The 19,414-nt window shown below is 64.6% G+C and carries 22 protein-coding genes and 1 tRNA gene; 19 read left to right on the top strand and 4 right to left on the bottom strand.

Features of this window, described 5'->3' with window-relative positions:
• Window positions 1-79: 79 nt before the first annotated feature.
• Window positions 80-883: a hypothetical protein gene (locus tag WCE59_RS00480; RefSeq protein WP_343256749.1), complete on the top strand. Its 804-nt coding sequence runs from the start codon at window positions 80-82 to the stop codon at window positions 881-883.
• A gap of 4 nt (window positions 884-887) precedes the next feature.
• Here the strand turns inward: WCE59_RS00480 and WCE59_RS00475 are convergent, their stop codons facing one another.
• Entirely contained in the window at window positions 888-1,694 is an 807-nt protein-coding gene (locus WCE59_RS00475; protein ID WP_343256748.1) for a fused MFS/spermidine synthase, read from the bottom strand.
• Between the two features lie 92 nt (window positions 1,695-1,786).
• Here WCE59_RS00475 and WCE59_RS00470 point away from each other — a divergent pair, with 92 nt between their 5' ends.
• Both WCE59_RS00470 and WCE59_RS00465 read left to right on the top strand, forming a co-directional pair.
• Window positions 1,787-2,530, top strand: coding sequence for a creatininase family protein (locus WCE59_RS00470; RefSeq protein WP_343256747.1), 744 nt, complete (start codon window positions 1,787-1,789; stop codon window positions 2,528-2,530).
• A gap of 124 nt (window positions 2,531-2,654) precedes the next feature.
• A complete protein-coding gene (locus WCE59_RS00465) occupies window positions 2,655-4,028 on the top strand; it encodes an alanine/glycine:cation symporter family protein (protein WP_343256746.1) in 1,374 nt (457 codons plus the stop codon).
• Window positions 4,029-4,136: 108 nt separating this feature from the next.
• Here the strand turns inward: WCE59_RS00465 and WCE59_RS00460 are convergent, their stop codons facing one another.
• Complete coding sequence (locus WCE59_RS00460; protein WP_343256745.1) at window positions 4,137-4,403, bottom strand: DksA/TraR family C4-type zinc finger protein; 267 nt, start codon at window positions 4,401-4,403, stop codon at window positions 4,137-4,139.
• A 168-nt stretch (window positions 4,404-4,571) separates the two neighbouring features.
• On the opposite strand from WCE59_RS00460, the gene WCE59_RS00455 reads away from it, so the two are divergent.
• The 15 genes from WCE59_RS00455 (at window position 4,572) to WCE59_RS00385 (ending at window position 17,164) form a co-directional block, all read left to right on the top strand.
• Window positions 4,572-4,892: a DUF2388 domain-containing protein gene (locus WCE59_RS00455; RefSeq protein ID WP_343256744.1), complete on the top strand. Its 321-nt coding sequence runs from the start codon at window positions 4,572-4,574 to the stop codon at window positions 4,890-4,892.
• Between the two features lie 10 nt (window positions 4,893-4,902).
• Entirely contained in the window at window positions 4,903-6,729 is a 1,827-nt protein-coding gene (locus WCE59_RS00450; protein WP_343256743.1) for a DUF7844 domain-containing protein, read from the top strand.
• A gap of 70 nt (window positions 6,730-6,799) precedes the next feature.
• Window positions 6,800-7,846, top strand: coding sequence for a type VI secretion system protein TssA (tssA, locus tag WCE59_RS00445; RefSeq protein WP_343256742.1), 1,047 nt, complete (start codon window positions 6,800-6,802; stop codon window positions 7,844-7,846).
• An 87-nt stretch (window positions 7,847-7,933) separates the two neighbouring features.
• The gene (locus WCE59_RS00440; RefSeq protein WP_343256741.1) at window positions 7,934-8,527 is read left to right on the top strand and encodes a cysteine dioxygenase family protein; all 594 of its coding nucleotides are present in this window, start codon (window positions 7,934-7,936) and stop codon (window positions 8,525-8,527) included.
• Window positions 8,528-8,559: 32 nt separating this feature from the next.
• Window positions 8,560-8,646 (top strand) — tRNA-Leu (locus WCE59_RS00435).
• 172 nt (window positions 8,647-8,818) lie between these two features.
• Window positions 8,819-10,054, top strand: a complete 1,236-nt coding sequence (locus tag WCE59_RS00430) for a tyrosine-type recombinase/integrase (RefSeq protein ID WP_343256740.1) — start codon at window positions 8,819-8,821, stop codon at window positions 10,052-10,054.
• Between the two features lie 271 nt (window positions 10,055-10,325).
• A complete protein-coding gene (locus WCE59_RS00425) occupies window positions 10,326-10,619 on the top strand; it encodes a helix-turn-helix transcriptional regulator (protein ID WP_343256739.1) in 294 nt (97 codons plus the stop codon).
• Complete coding sequence (locus WCE59_RS00420) at window positions 10,616-11,038, top strand: hypothetical protein (protein ID WP_343256738.1); 423 nt, start codon at window positions 10,616-10,618, stop codon at window positions 11,036-11,038. Before WCE59_RS00425 ends, WCE59_RS00420 begins: the two co-directional genes overlap by 4 nt.
• Window positions 11,035-11,418 carry a hypothetical protein gene (locus WCE59_RS00415; RefSeq protein WP_343256737.1) on the top strand — a complete coding sequence of 128 codons (384 nt, stop codon included), beginning with the start codon at window positions 11,035-11,037 and terminating at the stop codon, window positions 11,416-11,418. The genes WCE59_RS00420 and WCE59_RS00415 overlap by 4 nt, the downstream gene beginning before the upstream one ends.
• Entirely contained in the window at window positions 11,415-13,340 is a 1,926-nt protein-coding gene (locus WCE59_RS00410; RefSeq protein ID WP_343256736.1) for an AAA family ATPase, read from the top strand. The genes WCE59_RS00415 and WCE59_RS00410 overlap by 4 nt, the downstream gene beginning before the upstream one ends.
• Window positions 13,321-13,566, top strand: a complete 246-nt coding sequence (locus WCE59_RS00405) for a hypothetical protein (RefSeq protein ID WP_343256735.1) — start codon at window positions 13,321-13,323, stop codon at window positions 13,564-13,566. Before WCE59_RS00410 ends, WCE59_RS00405 begins: the two co-directional genes overlap by 20 nt.
• A complete protein-coding gene (locus WCE59_RS00400; protein ID WP_343256734.1) occupies window positions 13,559-14,128 on the top strand; it encodes a hypothetical protein in 570 nt (189 codons plus the stop codon). Before WCE59_RS00405 ends, WCE59_RS00400 begins: the two co-directional genes overlap by 8 nt.
• Before the next feature lie 150 nt (window positions 14,129-14,278).
• The gene (locus WCE59_RS00395) at window positions 14,279-15,265 is read left to right on the top strand and encodes a major capsid protein (RefSeq protein WP_343256733.1); all 987 of its coding nucleotides are present in this window, start codon (window positions 14,279-14,281) and stop codon (window positions 15,263-15,265) included.
• 50 nt (window positions 15,266-15,315) lie between these two features.
• Window positions 15,316-15,801, top strand: a complete 486-nt coding sequence (locus WCE59_RS00390) for a hypothetical protein (RefSeq protein WP_343256732.1) — start codon at window positions 15,316-15,318, stop codon at window positions 15,799-15,801.
• Window positions 15,794-17,164 (top strand): phage terminase large subunit, encoded by a 1,371-nt coding sequence (locus tag WCE59_RS00385; protein WP_343256731.1) that lies wholly within the window; start codon window positions 15,794-15,796, stop codon window positions 17,162-17,164. The genes WCE59_RS00390 and WCE59_RS00385 overlap by 8 nt, the downstream gene beginning before the upstream one ends.
• A gap of 107 nt (window positions 17,165-17,271) precedes the next feature.
• On the opposite strand, the gene WCE59_RS00380 is transcribed toward WCE59_RS00385, so the two are convergent.
• Window positions 17,272-17,571 (bottom strand): hypothetical protein, encoded by a 300-nt coding sequence (locus tag WCE59_RS00380; RefSeq protein ID WP_343256730.1) that lies wholly within the window; start codon window positions 17,569-17,571, stop codon window positions 17,272-17,274.
• A 551-nt stretch (window positions 17,572-18,122) separates the two neighbouring features.
• On the opposite strand from WCE59_RS00380, the gene WCE59_RS00375 reads away from it, so the two are divergent.
• On the top strand, window positions 18,123-18,266 hold the full coding sequence (locus WCE59_RS00375; RefSeq protein ID WP_343256729.1) for a hypothetical protein: 144 nt from the start codon (window positions 18,123-18,125) through the stop codon (window positions 18,264-18,266).
• Between the two features lie 401 nt (window positions 18,267-18,667).
• Here the strand turns inward: WCE59_RS00375 and WCE59_RS00370 are convergent, their stop codons facing one another.
• Window positions 18,668-19,336 carry a winged helix-turn-helix transcriptional regulator gene (locus WCE59_RS00370; protein ID WP_343256728.1) on the bottom strand — a complete coding sequence of 223 codons (669 nt, stop codon included), beginning with the start codon at window positions 19,334-19,336 and terminating at the stop codon, window positions 18,668-18,670.
• Window positions 19,337-19,414: the final 78 nt, after the last annotated feature.

Raw genomic sequence — 19,414 nt, 5'->3', positions numbered from 1 at the left:
ATCGAACCGTCCAAGCCTGGTCGCAGGAAGCGGCGCCAGCACATCGAACCAGGGATCCGCCAGCCGGATCCTTGCCGACATGGAAAATCGAAGCCCGGGCACCGGCGACGCCACCCCCCGGAGCGGCGCGCACCGTCTGCGATGGCTGCTGTTTGCTGCTGTCCTTGTCATCGTTCTCGTCCTTGTTGCCGCCATGCGCCTGTCCGGCACTGCCCGCGTGGATTCCTGGCCCGACCACGGGGCGGGAACTGTCGGTCAAGCGACCCCTGCTGCGCAAGCGCCGGTTGCCGGGGCGGCCGCCGATATTGCCCGGGAACCTGCCCGGATCGTGGATGAGTCCGCTGAAGGCACCGACCCGGGCCTGCGCCGCAATCCGTTGAGCCGCCTGCAGACGGCGGCCTCCGATGGCGCCTCCGCAGAACCACACGATGCGTCCGCACCAGCCGGGGCTTCCGTCGATGCCGCTGCCGTTGCTTCCCGCACCAGCGCTGCCGCCGGCCGGCCCACCGCCGCTGCCCGCTCCTCTGCCCGCCCTTCACCCGCTGCGGACACCGGGTCCGGCAACGACCTGCTCTCGACCCTGCTTGGAATCATCAGGCAGGACGACTCCGCGGCTGCCGCGACAAGTCCGATGGATGCATTGATCACCCAGGTGCTGGCCGAAAACGAACGCACCTACAGCGAGACCAGCGCAGCGCTGGCGTCACTGGGCCAGCCGCAGGCCGAACAATCCGGACAGTCCGGAACCAGAGCTGCCCGCCCAAGTCGCGCCCAGCGTGCGCTGCAGTCCTGCCCGGCGGCCAACACCGTGCAGGGAATCAACTGCCGCGACCGGGTGTGCGCCCGCTGGGCCGGCCGCGACCCCGCCTGCCCGGCGCGCTGACCCGCTACTGATCCAGATGACGTTCCAGCGCCTGCTCCAGGCGCGCGAAGGCCGGGCCGAGCTGTCGCCGGGCCGCGTCCGGCAACCCCCTCAGTGCTGCACCGGCTTCCAGCTGCCCAGGCAACAGGTCATCCAGCCAAGCGAAAGCAACCCGGTTGCTCATCCTCGGCTCTTCCAGCATCACAACCCGGTCGCCGAAGCATTCCTCCAGCAATTCCGCATGACGCTGCGCATCGGTACTGAACAGGTTCACCGACATCACCCCGCCGGGTGCCAACGCGGCCCGACAGTCCTCATAGAACGCCAGCGTGGATAGCGCCTGCGGAATCCCCTGCTCGTCATATCCATCCACCAGCAGCACGTCATAGCGGCCGCGACGGGTGCGCAGGAACTCGGCGCCATCGCCCAGATGCACCTGCAGGCGCGGATCATCGTCGGGAATCGAAAACTTCCGGCGCAGGGCAATCACCGCCGGGTTGTTCTCCACCACCTCGATCCGGGACTGCGGCAGGTGGCGATGACAGAATTTTGCCTGGGAGCCCCCACCCAGCCCCACCATCCCGATGCAGGCCGGCTCCGGCTGCAGCAACAGGGCCGCCATCATGGTCCGGGTGTAGTCGATCAGCAGCGCATCAGGATCGGCGCTGAGCATCCGGCTCTGGGTCTGGGAACGGCTGAACTTCAGCGAGGTATAGCGGCCGTGCTTACGCACGAACGGACGCGGCAGGTCGCCGGGTTTGCGGCCACCAAACAGGAGCGCCAGGCGCGCGGCCAGGCCAACGCCGGCCTTCTTCCCGTCCTCTGAATCCATTGTAGATATGCACCACGCCGCTGACAGCAGAACAGCGTAACGCACCCGTCCGCGCTAAGCTGCCTGATGACCCGAACCACAGTGGAACCCACATGCGTCTTCAGCTTTGCACCTGGCCGGAAGTCGAGGCCCGCCTGGCCCGCTCGACCGGCATCATCGTCCCGATCGGCTCCACCGAGCAGCACGGCCCCAACGGCCTGATCGGCACCGATGCGATCTGTCCGGAAGTGGTGGCCGAGGCCGCAGCCGAACGCATCGATGCGCTGGTGGCACCGACCATTTCCATCGGCATGGCCCAGCATCACCTGGCCTTCCCCGGCACGATTTCCCTGCGCCCGGACACGCTGATCGCGGTGGTGCGCGACGTGGTGCAGTCACTGGCCCGGCATGGTTTTCGCGAGATCTACTTTCTCAACGGTCACGGCGGCAACGTCGCCACGGTGCAGGCGGCGTTCGCCCAGTTCCATGCCGAAGCCAGCTTCGCAGGCATTGACGGCCCTGCGCCACGGCTGAAGATCGCCAACTGGTTTGCCGGCCGGCGCGTGGCTGCGCTGTCGGAGGAGCTGTACGGCGAGGCCGAAGGCAGCCATGCCACCCCGTCGGAAATCTCACTGACCTGGCACGCCTACCCCGATCGCGCCCGCCCCATGCAGATGGAGCCCAAGCTCGCGCCCAAGGGGGCATTTGGCGACGCCTTCGATTATCGCCGCCGGTTCCCGGATGGGCGCATTGGTTCGGACCCGTCGCTGTCCAGCGTGGAAGCCGGCACCCGTCTGTTCGAAGCCAGCGTCGACGACACGATCGAGGATTACGGCGCTTTCGCCGCCGGCCACTGAGCCACATCCGTGACATCCCCCCGTCCGTGCCATTGGGGGGATGTCACCCCGGCAACGACATTGCTAAGGTGCAGGCCGTCGTCGCGGTCCCGCGGCAACCAGTCCAACTTGGGGAATCGCGTCGATGGAGCAACTGCAAACCGCGCTCGACCAGATCAGTTCGTTTATCTGGGGGCCGTTCCTCCTCATTCCGCTGCTGCTGCTGACCGGTCTGTACCTGACCATCCGCCTGCGCGGCCTGCAGTTCCGCGTGCTGGGTCACGCCCTGTGGCTGGCGCTGGTACGACGCAAGGAATCCGCGGCCTGCGCCGGTGACGTTTCCCATTACCAGGCGCTGGCCACCGCCATGGCGGCCACCATCGGCGTGGGCAATATCGCCGGCGTGGCCACCGCCATTGGAATCGGTGGTCCGGGCGCGCTGTTCTGGATGTGGATGACCGGACTGGTTGGCATGGCCACCAAATACGCCGAGGGCCTGCTGGGCGTGAAGTACCGGCAGCTGGACGCCAAGGGCGAACAGAGCGGCGGCCCGATGTACTACCTGACCAACGGCATCGGCGGCTTCTGGGGCAAGGCCCTGGGCATCTCGTTCGCGGTGTTCGGCGCCATCGCCGCGTTCGGCATCGGCAACATGGTCCAGGCCAACACCGCAGCCGCCCAGCTGCAGACCACCTGGGATATCCCGCCGGCCTGGAGCGGCCTGGCCATGGCGATCTGCGCCGCTGCTGTGATCCTGGGCGGCATCAAGAGCATCGCCCGGTTCGCGGCCGGCGTGGTGCCGCTGATGTGCGTGCTGTTCATCGGCGCCAACCTGCTGGTGCTGGTGATGTTCGCCGACCAGCTGCCCGCCGCCATCGCGCTGGTCTTCAGCGATGCGTTCAGCGGCAGCGCGGCAGCGGGCGGCTTCGCCGGATCTGCAGTGATCCTGGCGATCCAAATGGGCGTGGCGCGCGGCATCTTTTCCAATGAATCGGGCCTGGGCACCGGCGCCATCGCCGCGGCCTCGGCCATCACTGATCAACCGGTGCGACAGGCCATGGTGTCCATGACCCAGACCTTCATCGACACCCTGATCATGGTCACCCTGACCGCGCTGGCAATCATCGTCACCGGCGCCTGGACCCAGGAGGGTCTGGAGGGCGCGCCGATGACCGCCTGGGCGCTGGAGCAGGCCATGGGCGGCGGCTGGGGCAACGTCACCATTGCGCTCGGAGTGCTGGTGTTTTCCTTCACCACCATCCTGGGCTGGTGCTACTACGGCGAACGCTGCATCGAGCGCCTGGTCGGCCGCCGCGGGGTGATCCCCTACCGGCTGATGTTCTCGGTGGTGGTGTATTTCGGCGCGGTGCTGTCGCTGGAGCTGGTGTGGACCTTCTCCGATATCGCCAACGGCCTGATGGCCCTGCCCAACCTCGTCGGGCTGCTGCTGCTGTCCGGTGTGGTGGCGAACGAGACCCGCAAGTACTTCGCCAATCCGGATTGGCGCAACGCGGACTGATGTTGGCGTACATGCAGGTCGGCCCTACGCGGCCGACGCGAGGGGTCCGTGGTCTGCGGTGAACGTCGGGTGGCGTGATTCGCGGGGCGTCGGGGGCGTAGCCCCGACCTACCTCAGCTGGCTGTCTTTGCTGCCGCGGCGGTTGTAGCCGCCGTCCTGGGCTTCGCGTGTGTCTTCCTGCTCCTGGCAGGCCACGCACAGGCGCACGCCGGGCACCGCCTGACGGCGCGCTTCCGGGATCGAAGCATCGCAGTCTTCACAGTGGGTCAGCCCCGGACCCTGCCGAAGCCGGGCGCGGGCGCGATCGATGCCATCCTTCACCGTGGCGTCGATCTGATCCTGGACGGCACCATCGCCTGCCCAACCGGTTGCCATTGCGCTACCTCCACAAAAATTGCCACCGCAGCACAGTGCCACGGTCTGACTGAATATCGGGTCGATGGGGCCGGCGGACAAGTGCCCGCAATCGGGATGGGTTAGGCTTGCAGCCGGCCCGCGCTGATGCCCGCGCGACTCCTGCCCATAGCGCTGTCGGACACCATCATGCTGAGACTGTTTGTTACCTGCACCCTGCTTGCCCTTGCCACTGCTCCGGCCATGGCCAGCAGCTTTGCCGGCACCACCGCGGGTTCCGCCGCCGGCGGCGCTTCCGCGTCGAGCGGAGCGACCTCGGGCTCCACGTCAGGCAATGACAAGGTCGTGCTGCAGGCGCGTGAAGATGCAGCCGGGTTCGTGGCCAGCGAAGGCCGCATTCGCGGTGTGTACCTGGAGGCCGCCCTGCGCCACCTGCGTGAGCGCAGCGACGACCCGCAGGTGCTGCAGGCCAGCGACATGGCCCTGGCAAAGGCCATCCTGGCTCTGTGAGCCTGCCGTTGTGAACCAGCGGCGCCGCTGGCGCCCGCTGCGCTGGCTTGCCGCCTGCCTGCTTGCCTGCGCGGCCGGCGCTGCATCGGCCAGCCCTGCTCCATTCGAGCTGGACACTTCCAGCCTCGGCGCCGAAGAAATCCAGGCCACCCGCCGCCTGCTCGATGACGCCTGGTCGCGGCTGCCTGCCGTCTGGACCCACTCGCTGGATCCGTCCATCCGGGTGCAGTGGCGCAGCGATCTGCCCAGCCACGTGCACGGGCGCGTCCGCGGCCAATCCATGCGCCTGCAGCGCACGCTGCTTGACGACTGGATGCGCGATGACGATCCCGCCGCGCTTTCGGCCGTCATCCATGAATTGGCACACCTGCATGACCGCTCCGCCGCAGGCGGCCTGTCACGCGACTCCCGTCTGCTGGACCTGGCCGGCTGGCAGGTGCGCCCGTTCCGGCTGCTGCCCCGGCTGGGCCGGAATGACTTCGGCGACCGCAGCCCCGATTCCTACGAACTGGAGAGCCCGGCCGAGTTCATCGCGGTGAACCTGGAACATTTCGTGCTCGACCCCAGCTACGCCTGCCGAAGGCCGGCGCTGGCCGATCATTTCGCCCACCACTTTGAAGTCACGCTTGATACGGCGCACTGTGCACCCGGCCTGCCTTTCCTCGCGCCCGACGAAGCCGGCGCCGCCCAGTCCCTGCTGCAGCTGGATCCGGACCGCGTATACCAGGTCGACACCCTGGTGGCCGAGGGCAACGAGCGTCTGATGAGCCGCTGGGGGCACAGCATGCTGCGGCTGGTGGTGTGCGCACCCGACCGCCCGCCGGGGCCTGATTGCCGGCTGGACCTGGACCAGCACCTGGTGCTGTCGTTCCGCGCCTTCGTCGGCGACGTGCAGATTTCCAACTGGCGCGGGCTCACCGGCTCGTATCCATCGCGGCTGTTCGTGCTGCCGCTTGACCAGGTGGTGGAGGAGTACGCCCGGACCGAACTGCGCGGCCTGATCTCCTTGCCGCTGAAGCTCGAACAGTCGGAGGTCTCCTCGCTGTTGCAACGCGCCGCACAGCTGCACTGGAGCTATGACGGCCGCTACCGTTTCATCGGCAACAACTGTGCTGTCGAAACCTTCAAGCTGCTCCATGACGGCGTGCCGCGGCTGGCCACGGCAGGGCTGGCCAGCATTACCCCGACCGGTCTGCAACGACGGCTGGAGCGGGCCGGCACGATCGATGTTTCCCTGCTGGAAAATACCGATGAAGCGGTCCGTCTGGGCTACTACTTCCCGCCGCTGAGTGCGCACTACGCAGAGTTGTTCGACACCGCGCGCGACGCGCTTGGCCTGCCCTACCAGCACCTTGACCAGTGGCTGGACCTTGCTCCAGACCGGCGCGCAGGCTGGTTCAGCCAGGCCAGCCTGCGCGCCGGCGCGGCCCTGCTGCTGCTGGAACAGGCCGCCCTGCGCCGCGAAGAGCTGATGGCCCGCGATGAGCTCAAGCGCCGCTTCCTCAATCCATCCAGCGCCGATGGGACAGAAGCAATGCAAGCGCGCGAGGCACTGGATCAACTGTTGCAGCTGGAAGACTTCCTGACCCGCCCGGCGTCACTGCTGCCCGATTCCGGCTACGGACTGCCGCAGCTGGCGGAACGGACTGCACTGGAGCGCGCGGCACAAGCGCACACGGAGCAACTGGGCAGTCATGGCCTGGCGCTGCGGGACCAGGCCCGGCGCTGGCTGCCGCCACAGCGGCGCGCCACGCTGGAAGACATCGAAGCCAATCTCAACCAGCTCGGCGAGCATCTGCGCAGCCTGCACCGGGAGCAGGACGGCCTGCGCCTGTAACGGCGCATCGCCGCCCTGCGCGCCGTCCTGTGTAAGATTCCCACCTCAATCGACAACCCGAGTGCCTGCCATGCTGGAACTGGATGACCTGCTGGCCCCGATCTCCAAAGATCACCCCGCAGGCGAAGACCTTTCGTTCTCCGCCGAATTCGACGCGATCCAGGAAGCCCGTCGCGCCGACGATCCCACCCTCGACCAGGGGGAGTGGGTCACCGATATCAAGTACGCCGACTGGCCGACCGTCGACCGGATCTGCGACGAGCTGCTGCGCACCCGCACCAAGGATCTGCGCGTGGCGGCCTGGCACACCGAGGCCAGCGCCCAGCTGCGCGGCTTCTCCGGGCTGGCTGCGGGCCTGCGCGCGGTGGCCGGTCTGTGCGAACACTACTGGGACCAGGTGCATCCGCAGGACCACGACGCCGGCCACGAAGAGCGCATCGGCAATCTCGGCTGGCTGCTGGCCAATGCCGGGCAGTGGGTGCGCACGCTGCCGATCACCCAGGCACCGCAGGGCAGCTTCGGCCTGGGTGATTTCGAGGCCGCACACGCCCGTGGCGGCAGCGGAGACAACGCCGAGGGCCAGCCTGGCCTGGACGTGCTGGAAGCCGCCCGACGCGGGACTTCGCACGGCTTCTACACCCAGCTGCTGGCCGATCTGCCTGATTGCAGAGCGGCGCTGGAACAGCTGCGCGACGCCGTGGATACACGCCTGGGCGCCGACGGCCCCAGCTTTTCCGCGCTGTTCGATCAGCTCGAGCACCTGCAGCACACCGTGGCCCGCTCGGCCCGCGAAGCAGGATTGCTGGTTGACGGTACCCAGGCCGCTGACGACTCATCGGCAACCGCCAGCGCAGGCGAAAACGGCGCCCCTGCTCCCGGAAATGGCGGCCCCATCGCCTCGCGCCGGCAGGCGCTTGCCCAACTGCGCGAAGTGGCCGAATTCTTCCGCCGCACCGAGCCGCACAGCCCGGTCGCCTACCTCGCCGACAAGGCCGCCAGCTGGGGAGAAATGCCCCTGCACGTATGGCTCAAGCGCGTGATCAAGGACGACAGCGCCCTGGCCCAGGTGGAGGAATTGCTGGACGTGGCCGAAAACCAGGAGTCGTTTGGCGGCTGAGGACACCGGGCTAATGGCAGCCGCAGCTGGCACCACCGCTGCGGCGATGCAACATCGCCCTCCTGCGGGGCGACGTAGAATGCCGCCATGAGCACTCCCAACCTGCCGGACATCCCTTTCCCGGGCCGCGACAAGCTGGTCGCCGCGGTGGACGAAGCCGTTACCGGTGACGATGTGCACACCATTACCGCGGCGCTGCGCGGTGCCATGTGCGCGCTGATCCGCGACCCCGCCGTACAGCTGCCCGACTGTGTGCACCAGCCCATCCAGGGCCACTACGCCCGCCGCGAGCTGTACCGCAGCCCGGAGCATGGCTACAGCATCGTCGCGATGACCTGGGGGCCCGGACAGGGCACGCCGATCCACGATCATTGCGGCCTGTGGTGCGTGGAAGGCGTCTGGGACGGCGAGCTGGAAATCACCCAGCACGAACTGCTGGAAAATCAGGGCGAGCGCTGCCGTTTCCGCCCCGCCGGCGGCCTGCGGGCGGGCCCCGGCAGCGCCGGCAGCCTGATTCCGCCACACGAATACCACACCATCCGCAACGCCAGCGACGATCGCGTGGCCATTTCACTGCACATCTACAAAGGTCCGATGGACCGCTGCAACACCTACCAGCCCGAAGAGGGCGAATGGTACCGCCGCGCCGATGCGGCGCTCAGCCTGGACAGCGTCGCCTGATCCGCTGCGGGTCCGTTATAATCCACGACCGCGCCGGAATGGCGGAATCGGTAGACGCAACGGATTCAAAATCCGTCGCCCTTAAAAGCGTGAGGGTTCGAGTCCCTCTTCCGGCACCAAAGCGACATATCAACAAGTCTCACAACGTCGCTAAGTGATTGATTGGCAAGGGTTGGCAGGGCATACCCTCCCCCTATGCCTCTCACCACGTTTCCCGGCGTCTCGTTGCATCCCGTCTTTCTAGGGCGTAACTTTGGCAGTAACCCACTGGCTTCCATAGGTGTTACTGCCATGCCCCTGACAGCTACTGCCATCCGCAACAGCCGCGCCGGACCCAAGCCGCAACGCCTGCCCGACGGCGGCGGCCTGTACCTGTTGATCCCGGCTGCCAAGGGTGCCCCTGCTCCTGCCCCTGCTGCCGTCTCACGCTGGTGGCGCTTGGACTACCGCCGCCCGGTGACCGGCACGCGGAACACCCTGTCACTGGGCACCTACCCCGACGTATCGCTAGCCGATGCCCGCCGCAAGCGCGAGGAAGCCCGCAAGTTGCTTGCGGAAGGCGTAGACCCCGGCGCAGCCCGAAAGACCGGCAAGGCCGAAGCGGTAACCGCAGCGGCTAACACGTTCGGAGCCGTCGCCGCCGAATGGGCGGAAATGCAACGCAAGAAATACGCGCCGCGTACCTACATCAAATCGCAATGGCTACTGCAACAGGCGGCAGATTTGGACGCTACGCCGATCCGCGAAATTACGCCGCCGCTTGTGCTGGCGGTACTTCGCAAGATCGAAGCGAAGGGCCACCACGAAACAGCGCACCGCGTTAAAACGAAAGTTGGGCAGGTGATCCGCTACGCCATCGCTACGGGCCGTGCCGACCGCGACCCGACCGCAGACCTTCGTGGTGCCCTTGCTCCGGTGGTCACGACCTCTCACGCCGCCGTGACCGACCCGGCAGACGTTGCGGACCTGTTGCGGGGCATAGACGGCTATGTCGGTCAGCCGACCACGCAGGCGGCGCTAAAGCTGGCGCCCTTGCTGTTCCTGCGGCCCGGCGAGTTGCGCGGCATGGAATGGGGCGAACTGGATCTGGACAGCGACGCGCCAACGCTGCGCATCCGGGGCGAACGCATGAAGATGAAGGAAGGGCACGTGGTCCCCCTGTCGCGGCAGGCGGTCGCGATCCTACGCGAACTGCACGCCGTAACCGGCTCCGGAACCTACGTGTTCCCCAGTCTGCAAAGCCGGCAATCTTATATGAGTGAGAACACGATCAATACCGCGTTACGCCGCATGGGATATGACAATAAGACCATGACCGGCCACGGCTTCCGCGCAATGGCTAGCACGCGCCTAAATGAAATGGGTTACGCGGTCGACGTAATCGAACGCCAGCTAGCCCACGCCGAACGCAACAAGGTGCGCGCCGCGTATAACCGGGCGCAATACATGGTCGAACGCCGGAAGATGATGCAGGAATGGGCGGACTACTTGGACGCATTGAAGGCCGGAGTTAAGGCCGCAGCATAACCGCAGCCGCCAGCGTCATAAGCCAATAAGCGCCGCATTTATTTGCGGCGCTTTTATTTTGTCTGCGAAATTGTCGGCTTAATTTATAGCACTTGCGCAACCGTATTGTTACATCGTATTGGTATATCGGACGGTCAATATGCGGCCCACGCTAAGTGCTTGTTTACGCTGGCTTTTATCATTGTTTCAAAAACGAAGAGCATTGTTCTGTTGCGTAATTGGGGATTATCTCAATACTGGCTCCGAACCTATTAACTCGTTTGGAGATAACATGAACGCCCCGCAAGGAACCGCCCGAGATAACCCGCCGCTGGTGGGCCGGGTCCGCATCGCGCAGATTGTCCCCGTCGTGGGTCTGTCGCGTCCGACCATTTACCGCATGATTGCAGCGGGCGAGTTTCCAGCGCCGCAGCGAATCAGCGCACGCGCCAGCCTGTATGACGCCGCCGAAGTCTGCGACTGGTTGCGCGATCCGCTGGCATGGGCAGCCCGCAATAAAGCCGAGCCTGCCGCCCCGACCGCTGCCGCCGAGCCTGCCGCCGCGACCGGCTGGGGGCAGCCATGAACGCCGCCGCTGCCGCTGCCATGCTTCGCGCCGGTGCGGATGCGCCTTGCTGCCCCAAGGCCCGCGCCGGAATTTTCGCGCTTGGCGTGATGATTTGCCTGCACCCCGAAGCCGGGAACATGCCGCCCGATCCGACGGCCCGTTACGATCTAATCGGCCAGCTTACCGACGACGCTAACGTGTGGCGCGTGGCATGGCGTTCCGATTATCCATGCGCCTTTATTCGTCCGCCGATCTATTCCGGCGACAACGCCCCAACCTTCGGCATGAAGTGTGTCAACTTCGAGCAATGGGACGCGATTAAGGACGTTTTAAACGCTGGCTTGAAGGTAGACGGCCACGTAGTGCCCGCCGAAGTGAAGCCCGCCATCCGCGACGCATACGAAGCATGGCGCAAGGCGCAACGGGGGCCGCAATGATTGATAAAGACGTTACCGCCGCCCTTGCCGCCAACCTGTCGGAAGAAGTAATAACCGGAGTGGCAAAGCTGCTTTATGAGATGGCCGCCGCGATCCCTGAAAAGCTGCTGCCGCCGAACCGTGCCCACGTGTTCGCGCAGCTGGTGGCCAATGCGGACAGCTGGCGGATTGTTTCGCATCCCGGCCATCGCTGGCCGGTTGTTCGCTCGCCGTATACGGCGGACAAAACGCCGTTTGTCGCATCGGTTGATCTTTCGACGCTCACGCCGGAAGGCGGCGACGCAATGCGCTATGCCGTCCCGCCCCATATCGTCGCCAAGCTGGTGGAACTGGGGCACGGCTACCGCCTATGGCACGCGCAGGCGGCAGGTGAAGCATGATCGCCCCGGACGCTGCGCCCTTTGCGTGGGCAAGTGCCGGGGAAGCCGGAAGGTTCCTAGCTGCCCTTGCCCCTGCTGCCGATGGCTTCCATTTCCGCACGTTTAGCGAACCGACCAAAGGCAACGGCGCAAAGTACGCCGCCCCGCTGTCGGAAGCGTTCGACAAGCTGGAACATGCCAACGCCAACGGGCATGGCGTCTTTGTGGTGGTGAATGAAGGTGGGCAGGATGCGGCGTCAATTACGCACGTCCGGGCCGTGTTCGCAGACTTGGACAATGCGCCGCTTGATGCAGTCATGGGTTGCACCCTGCCGCCCTCTATCGTCGTGCAATCGTCGCCCAATCGCTTCCATGCTTATTGGCTGCTGTCCGACGCGCTGCCGCTAGACGAATTCAAGCCGGTTCAAAAGGCCATCGCGGCGCGCTTCGGCGGTGATCCTGTCGTTTGCGACTTGCCCCGCGTGATGCGGCTTCCCGGCTTCCACAATCGGAAGGGCGAGCCGTACCCGGTGGCGATGCGTGACGACCTTAGCAGCGGGCAGCGATACAGCGCCGATGCCATCCGCCGCGAGTTTCCGCCGAACGTTCATCACCTGCCCCTGTCGGCAGGAACGGCAACGGCAGGAACGCCGCCAGCGGTCGCAGGGGCGGCACCTGTCACCGGCACCCATGCCACCTTGCCCGCGACGTTCGACGCCGCCAGCAACGCCGCAGGCTTGGATGTGGCAGCGGTGCGCGATGCCTTGCGCCACCTAGACGCTGCCAACAGCGAGATTTGGCGCATGGTCGCCTGTTCGCTGCGCGGTTACCCGGAAGGATGGGAGCTGCTTGATGCATGGTCACAGACCTCCCCGGCGCACTACATCGAGCGCCGCAACAAAGCGGCATGGTCCAAGCTGACACCGTATGACGGTGGCGCGGCTGTCCTGTTCGCTCGCGCGCAGGCTGGCGGCTGGGTCAATACCGGAAGCGCCCCGGCCTCTACCCTCCCTGCCGCCCGCCCGCTGCTGACCTTCCGACACATTGGCGAACTGCTGACCGCGCCGCCGCCCGAATACTTGATTGACGGCTGGCTAGTGGTCGACACGCTCGCCGGCATGATTGGCCGCAGCGGAAGCGGCAAGTCGTTTTGCGCCCTAACGATGGCGCTTTGCATCGCATCGGATCGGGAATTTTTCGGATGCGAAGTCAAAGCCGGTCCCGCGTTCTACTTGGCGGGCGAAGGCGTGGCCGGACTCACGCGACGGGCGAAGGCGTGGGCCAAGGTGAACGATGCGGCGCTTGAAGCCGTGCCGTTGTTCATTGCGGACCGCCTGCCACCGCTTACCGAAAACGTCGGGGCAATCGTCGCCGCGATCGGTTCAATGCTGGCAGAGCACGGCCCGCCCCGCTTGATCGTGGTCGACACCTTGGCCCGCGCCTTCAATGGCGAGGATGAAAACAGCGCCGCCGCAATGTCGCATTTTGTCGCGGCGCTGGATCGTATGCGCGCCGAACTGCAAGGCGTAACCGTATTAGTCATCCACCATACCGGCCACGACGGCGCAAGGGCGCGGGGTTCATCCGCTTATTACGCCGCGCTAGACGTGGAAATAATGATCGAACGCGATAAAAACGACCGCGTGAGCATGAATAACACAAAGTCGAAAGACGCCGCACCGCCGCCGCCGATGTTGTTTGAGCTAGAGCCGGTCGAGATAGACGACGGGCCGGCTCCCGCCGCCTTGCGCTTGCCGGATGACCCGGCGGCAGCCGTGCAGGAACAGTTAATCAATCAAATCATTCTAGAGCCTGCCGCAGTTGGCGGCGGCTACAAGCTAAGCGAACGCGAAGCCGAAGCGACGCTAAAGGCAATGGGAATTGAGATCAGCCGCGCAAAGATTGGACGCCGTAGGAGGCAATATGAAAATGAAACCGGATAGATACACAGACGAATTATCACGCGCCGAACTAGTCGAGGAAGTCGAAAGGTTGCGGCGTCATAACCGACATTTATTTTTCGAGACAAAGACCGCTAAACATAACGCGCAAGTCTTGGCCGAAGTTGTCCGGGGTATGCGCGACAAAGATAACAGCCCGCGCAATCGCGGCTTGCTCGACAAGCTGGCCGAAAAACTTACCGTCACAAGGAATCACGACCATGACTGAAAAGACCGTAGACCATGAAGCCCTTACCGCCGAAGTCGAAAGGTTGCGGCGTCATTCCGAAACGCTGCTAGAGGAAAAGCGCGCCGAACGCAAAGCGAAAGACGACGCGCTAGCGAAGCTGTCGACAGTAGAGGCGGAGCGCGACAAGCTGGCCGGCGACTTGAAGGCGATCAGGCTGGACGGCCCGGTTGAACGGCTGATCGAACAGACCGCTACCGACCCGGTTATTTTCCGTGCCCTGTTCGACCGCGCCGGCTACCGCTTTGAATTGGGCGACGACGAAAGGCCGCGCATTGTGGACAGCGAAGGCGAGCCGCTGGCCGCTACAGGACCGGACGGCAAGGCGCAGCCCGTCGCCTTCGAGCCAGCCGCGCTGGCGTGCTTCCTGCTCCCGCCCTCCCTGCCGGCTGCCGAATGGTCCGACGATCAGCGCCGCTTTGCTTCGGTGCTGGCGGGCAGCAAGGCGACCGGCAGCGGGGCGACCGCGCACATGGGCAGCGCGTCAACCGTCAAACAACCGGAAGCGTCGCAGGCACCGCCGCAGCGGTTCGGCCTTAAATGATTCTGTGATAATCTTCCGATGCGACCCGGTAGCGCGTAGTAACTCGCTGTCCGGGTCCGCGTCTTTCCCCGCGTAGTCACGCGGCGGCATTAACGCCACGTCCCGGCGCTTGCCGAATCAATCCTTTCTATTGATTCGGAGCAATACCCCATGACTACTACTCGCCTTTCCGACGTTATCGTACCGTCGGCATTCACCCCGTACATCGTTGAAAACACTTTCGAGCGTTCCGCGCTGGTGCAATCCGGCGTTGCGACTCGCAATGCGGTAATTGATACGCAGCTTCGCGCCGGCTCCGACGCGTTCGCCGTGCCTTTCTGGCGTGACCTTGGCAACGAAGAAGCCGACCTGTCGAACGACGACCCGGACGACCACAGCACGCCGCGCAAGCTGTCTGCCGGTTCGCAGCGCGTCCGCAAGTCCTATCTGCACGCGTCGTGGTCGAGCATGAATCTCGCCAGCGAACTGGCCGGCGCCGATGCCATCGGACGGATTCAAGACCGCGTTACAGCCTACTGGGATCGCCAGTTGCAGCGGCGCATTGTCGCGAGCCTGCAAGGCGTCATGGCGGACAACATCGCCAATGATTCCGGCGACATGGTGCATGACATTTCCGACGAAACCGGCGACGCCGCCAATTTCAGCGCGGAAGCCGTCATTGATGCCGCTGGAACGATGGGCGACAACATGGAAGCTGTTACCGGCATCGCCATGCACAGCGACAAGTACCGCGCAGCCCTTAAAGCCGATTTGATCGACTTTATGCAGCCGTCGCAGGGTGGCCGCATCGCCTTGTATCGCGGCCTTGCGGTGATCGTTGATGATGCCCTCTTTGCCGATGGTGGCGTCTATACGTCCATCCTGTTTGGCAATGGTGCGCTGGGCTACGGCATGGCCGAACCGACCGTGGCGGATGGCACGGAAATCGAATCGGTCCCGTCCGCAGGTAACGGCGGTGGCATGTCGGTACTCCACAGCCGCCAGAACATCGCGGTTCACCCTGCCGGCTTTAGCTGGGTCGAAGGAACGCTGGTGGAAATGTCGCCGTCGCTTGCCGACCTTCGCGGCGCGTCCCATTGGGACCGCGTGGCAGCCGAGCGCAAGGCCGTACCGCTGGCCTTCCTGCTGTCCAAGTGACGCCAACGCCGGGGCGGTGCAACGCCGCCCCGGTTTCAATGGGTGATGACATGACGAAAGCAAAAAGGGCAGTCGGCGGCGTCAAGAAAGAGCCGCCGAAGGACGCGGCTACCAAAATTCAGGAATGGTCCGCGATTGGCTACAGCAAACGGGCCATCGCTACGCGGTTGGGTTGCGCGTTTGAGACGCTACAACGTTGGATGGAAGAGGACAGCGAATTACAGGAAGCCTTCCAAGCCGGACGCGAGAAAGAGCATCACGCGCTATTCAATGCGCTGTTTACGCAGGCCACGACGAAAGCCAATACGACCGCCGCCATTTTTCTATTGAAGGCGCGGCACGGCTACCGGGAAGGCGATCAATCCGACCAAGCGAACAAGGTACAGATTAACTTCCAGCTTCCCGGCGCTTTGCCGATGGCGCAATTCAAAGGCGCATTGGAGGCGACCGTCGGCAGGAAGGGCAAGGGCGCGAAAGACAAGGGAACCGACGCGGACGGCTGGCCGGTGAAACAGGTGGGCCACGACAATGACTAGCGAAACGATCGCGCTAAGCGAATTTCAAAATCAGGTAATGGCGCTGCCGGAAGAACTTGACGTATTTCTAGGCGGTGGCCGTGGTGGCGGCAAGTCCTACCTGCTGGCGCTGTTGGCGCTACGGCATATCGAGCAATATGGCAAACATGCTCGCATCCTTTATATCCGCAAGACCTATAAAGGGCTATCGGATTTTGAGCTAATCACGCGTGAGATATTCGGCAAGATATACGCCACCGCAGCCCGGTATAACGCAGCGGAACACGTCTGGCGGATGCCCAACGGCGGTTATATGGAGTTGGGCCAGCTTGAAAGCCATTCGGATTACGCGAAGTATCAAGGCCGCAGCTTTACCCTACTGCTGGTGGATGAAGCTGGTCAGTTTGCATCGCCGGACCTGTTGGATATTTTGCGGTCCAACCTTCGCGGACCGGCGAATGTGCCCATTCGTATGGTGATGGCCGCGAATCCCGGTGGCGTAGGTCACCATTGGCTAGCGCGTCGCTACGTTTTCGCGTCCGGGCCTTGGCTGCCGTTTGATGAAGAGAAGTCGAAACGCCAATGGGTCTATGCGCCTTCGACCTTCGACGGCAATAGCTTTATCGACCGCGACCAATACCGTAGTCAATTGGAGTCGGCATGTCCCGGCGATCCCGAACTGTTGCGCGCATGGATCAGCGGCGATTGGGCCGTAAACCGTGGCGCGTACTTTGCCCACGTGCTCGATGAAGATCGAAACGCGGTAGACCCTTGGCCGGAATTGCCGCCCGGTTGGGATTGTTACCTTGCCCATGACTTCGGATCATCCGCGCCATCGGCGACATACGTGTTCGCGGTCAGTCCCGGCGACACAGGACCGGATGGCCGCTGGTATCCGCGTGACAGCCTTGTTGTGGTGGACGAACTCGCCACGACGCGCGGTGACAGCTTGGATCAAGGCAACGGCTGGACCGTGCCGGTACTGGCCGAGGGCATCCGGTCGCTGGCGGCGCGTTGGAGCGTGGAGCCGTCCGGCGTGGCCGATGATGCGATCTTTGCCCGAACCGGCCACGGCGCCGGCAGCATCGCGGACGAATTCAAGCTGGCCGGCGTCCACTTCGAGCCTGCGCGCAAGGCGGACAGGCTAAGCGGCTGGAACCGTATGAGGCGGCTACTACAGGACGCTGGCAAGCCAGATCGCCCCGGCCTCTACGTGTCGCGGTCCTGCGACTACTTTTGGGCGACGGTGCCGTATCTCACCCACGACGCAAAGCGAATCGAGGACTTGGATAGCAGCGGCCCGGACCACGGGGCCGACGCCATCCGTTACGGCTGTCTGCGCAAGGCGTGGGCGACGGAAGTAGCCGTCAGCTGGGCGTCCTGACTACCGCCCTTCCTGCCGCGCCACAGTCGCCGCGCCTGCCCCTTGCCGCCTAGCTGGTGGCCGGGGCACACATAGACGGCAGGAAGGGCGGGCAGGGCTGCAAGGCGCTAGGCGTCGCCCTTAGACGGCCATCCCTGCCAAGCGTCGCCGGCTGCCGCTGCCAAGTAGATTTGCAGCAACTCAAAGCCGTGCGCGTCGTCTAGCGGAACCGATGCAGGTTTCCCCTGCGACCCGTCCCCCGGCGTTGTGCCGTAGCGCGGTAAGGATGATCGTTCCGATTGCCGACGCTGGAAGTTATCGGCGATGCGTTGGCCTACGGCTTCGCGTTCTTCGCTACTGCAATCCGCTAAGTGTTGCGCCAATGCCAGCGCCGCTTTCGTGATCGCTTCCACGCGTTCGGTTGTCATGGTGAATCCTTGCGGTATGGGTTGCGGCTTGACTATGGGCCATTGGGTTATGGGTGGCTAATGCGGTGGTGAAGTGGTGGGGAAGTGGTGGGAGTATCCCGTTTCCCTACCCTCTCTAACGTTAAAAAAGCGTTGGCTCACGTGAGCCAAAAAATGGCCCCTTTGGCTCACCCCTGTGAGCCACTTTGGCTCACGCTGGCTCACTGGTGGCTCACGCTGGCTCACGCCAAAACGGCGCTATATCAACGTTTTTCGGCAAAGTGGCTCACGCTGGCTCACTGGTGGCTCACGACCGGCCCTTACTGGCTCACACATTCCCCCCCCTATAGGGGGGGAAGTGAGCCAAGGTGAGCCAGCGAGCCAGCGCCAGCGGCAAGGGCAAATCAAAATCAAAACGCCAAACCGGACCGCAGCGGCGATGCCCGCCCTACTCGCTAGGCCGTCGCTGTCGCCCCTTGCTGCCCTGCTGTCCCTGCCGACCCATCGACACCGCCGCGCCTTGCGATGGCCTAGGACAGCCGCAGGGGCGGCGCTAGGGCTAGCCGGCTACGGTGGCCGCTGGTGCTGACGGTGGCCGCTGCGCCGCGCTACTGGCCGGCGTTGGCGCTGCTGCCGCCCTGTTGCGGCTGGTGCCGCGCTGGCGCTCGCTGGTGCCGCTGTTGTCGTCTGCCGGTGCCGTGGCCTGCCATGCGTAGCGGCTGCGCCTAGGACCGCCGTAGCGGTTGCCTGTAGCCGTACCGCAGCCGCAGGGGCAGACGTGCCCCGGCAGCCTTGCGCGGCTTGCGTAGCGGCTCGCACGCTTCGCGCTGGCGCTTTGCTTGCGTGACGCTTGGCCCGCTGCGCCGATGTCGCTGCCGCGTTCGCTGGCCTGTAGCGGCTCGCCACCGTTCGCGCTAATGTGGCGCTGTCGCCGTCCGTTTGCCGCCGGAATCGAACCCGGCCAACGCCGTTTAGCTCGCGGTAAGTTTGGCGGTAACTCACCCAAACCGAAACGAAATAACCCTTATGTATCAATGGGTTACGGCTCGCTTGTGGTGCCCTCTTCCGGCACCAAACGCGGCCTTGCCATGCCCGCCTCCGGGCACGTAGGTCGGGGCTACGCCCCCGACGCCTCGGTGACCTTGGCGGGCAGTGCAAAGCACTCCACGAACCGGCGCGCCAACCGCCGATCGCCCCCGAGCCGCAGCGTGCCCTCTCCTTCCGCCTGCTTGAACGGCAGTTTGCCGTAGACCAGGGTGACGAAGGTGCTGGTGTCGGTGTCGAGCGTCACATCGGCCTCCTCCGTCTCACCGCGCTCGATCTCCAGCCCATCCGGCGTCAGCCGACCGACGAACGCATTACCGGGGAAGCGGAACGCCACGGCCATCGACAGTGGCTTGCGATCAAGCCGCAGCATGGTCCGCAGCGAAAGCATCGCTGAGACCGCCGACAGCGGACGCATCGGGTCGTGCAGCGGCGAGCGCACCGCCCAGCGGCCCAACGTCTGGAAGATCGGTTCGGCCTCCAGGCCCCATTCGGTCAGCTCATAGACCTGCACGCTGGCCGGTGGCGGCAGCTTGCGCCTGCGCACGATTCCCGACCGCTCCAGTCCTTCCAGCCGCTGGGTCAGCACGTTGGCGCTGATCCCGGTGAGGTCGGCCTTCAGTTCGGAGAAGCGGCGCGGCCCGAGCATCAGCTCACGCATGACCAGCAGCGACCAGCGCTCACCCACGAACTCCAGCGCCAGCGCGGTCCCACAGGCGTCGTCGTACCAGCGTTTGGGCACGGGGCCCTCATCTTTACTAATTTTTTCTAACTTCATAGTTGTTTTTTATAACTCATAGGCGCAGGATCTTCAACGAGC

Origin of the sequence: Luteimonas qiangzhengi (assembly GCF_039548515.1) — a bacterium.
Taxonomy (GTDB): domain Bacteria; phylum Pseudomonadota; class Gammaproteobacteria; order Xanthomonadales; family Xanthomonadaceae; genus Luteimonas.
This window is presented reverse-complemented; position numbering and strand designations above follow the sequence as displayed.

Excerpts from the sequence above, each read along its gene's own strand:
- WCE59_RS00415 (WP_343256737.1), top strand. The coding sequence starts at position 11,035 with ATGATTGATAAAGACGTTACCGCCGCCCTTGCCGCCAACCTGTCGGAA.
- WCE59_RS00380 (WP_343256730.1), bottom strand. The coding sequence starts at position 17,571 with ATGACAACCGAACGCGTGGAAGCGATCACGAAAGCGGCGCTGGCATTG.
- WCE59_RS00455 (WP_343256744.1), top strand. The coding sequence starts at position 4,572 with ATGCTGAGACTGTTTGTTACCTGCACCCTGCTTGCCCTTGCCACTGCT.
- WCE59_RS00425 (WP_343256739.1), top strand. The coding sequence starts at position 10,326 with ATGAACGCCCCGCAAGGAACCGCCCGAGATAACCCGCCGCTGGTGGGC.
- WCE59_RS00395 (WP_343256733.1), top strand. The coding sequence starts at position 14,279 with ATGACTACTACTCGCCTTTCCGACGTTATCGTACCGTCGGCATTCACC.
- WCE59_RS00475 (WP_343256748.1), bottom strand. The coding sequence starts at position 1,694 with ATGGATTCAGAGGACGGGAAGAAGGCCGGCGTTGGCCTGGCCGCGCGC.
- WCE59_RS00480 (WP_343256749.1), top strand. The coding sequence starts at position 80 with ATGGAAAATCGAAGCCCGGGCACCGGCGACGCCACCCCCCGGAGCGGC.
- WCE59_RS00470 (WP_343256747.1), top strand. The coding sequence starts at position 1,787 with ATGCGTCTTCAGCTTTGCACCTGGCCGGAAGTCGAGGCCCGCCTGGCC.
- WCE59_RS00440 (WP_343256741.1), top strand. The coding sequence starts at position 7,934 with ATGAGCACTCCCAACCTGCCGGACATCCCTTTCCCGGGCCGCGACAAG.
- tssA (WP_343256742.1), top strand. The coding sequence starts at position 6,800 with ATGCTGGAACTGGATGACCTGCTGGCCCCGATCTCCAAAGATCACCCC.
- WCE59_RS00465 (WP_343256746.1), top strand. The coding sequence starts at position 2,655 with ATGGAGCAACTGCAAACCGCGCTCGACCAGATCAGTTCGTTTATCTGG.
- WCE59_RS00460 (WP_343256745.1), bottom strand. The coding sequence starts at position 4,403 with ATGGCAACCGGTTGGGCAGGCGATGGTGCCGTCCAGGATCAGATCGAC.
- WCE59_RS00390 (WP_343256732.1), top strand. The coding sequence starts at position 15,316 with ATGACGAAAGCAAAAAGGGCAGTCGGCGGCGTCAAGAAAGAGCCGCCG.
- WCE59_RS00385 (WP_343256731.1), top strand. The coding sequence starts at position 15,794 with ATGACTAGCGAAACGATCGCGCTAAGCGAATTTCAAAATCAGGTAATG.
- WCE59_RS00430 (WP_343256740.1), top strand. The coding sequence starts at position 8,819 with ATGCCCCTGACAGCTACTGCCATCCGCAACAGCCGCGCCGGACCCAAG.
- WCE59_RS00420 (WP_343256738.1), top strand. The coding sequence starts at position 10,616 with ATGAACGCCGCCGCTGCCGCTGCCATGCTTCGCGCCGGTGCGGATGCG.
- WCE59_RS00400 (WP_343256734.1), top strand. The coding sequence starts at position 13,559 with ATGACTGAAAAGACCGTAGACCATGAAGCCCTTACCGCCGAAGTCGAA.
- WCE59_RS00405 (WP_343256735.1), top strand. The coding sequence starts at position 13,321 with ATGAAAATGAAACCGGATAGATACACAGACGAATTATCACGCGCCGAA.
- WCE59_RS00410 (WP_343256736.1), top strand. The coding sequence starts at position 11,415 with ATGATCGCCCCGGACGCTGCGCCCTTTGCGTGGGCAAGTGCCGGGGAA.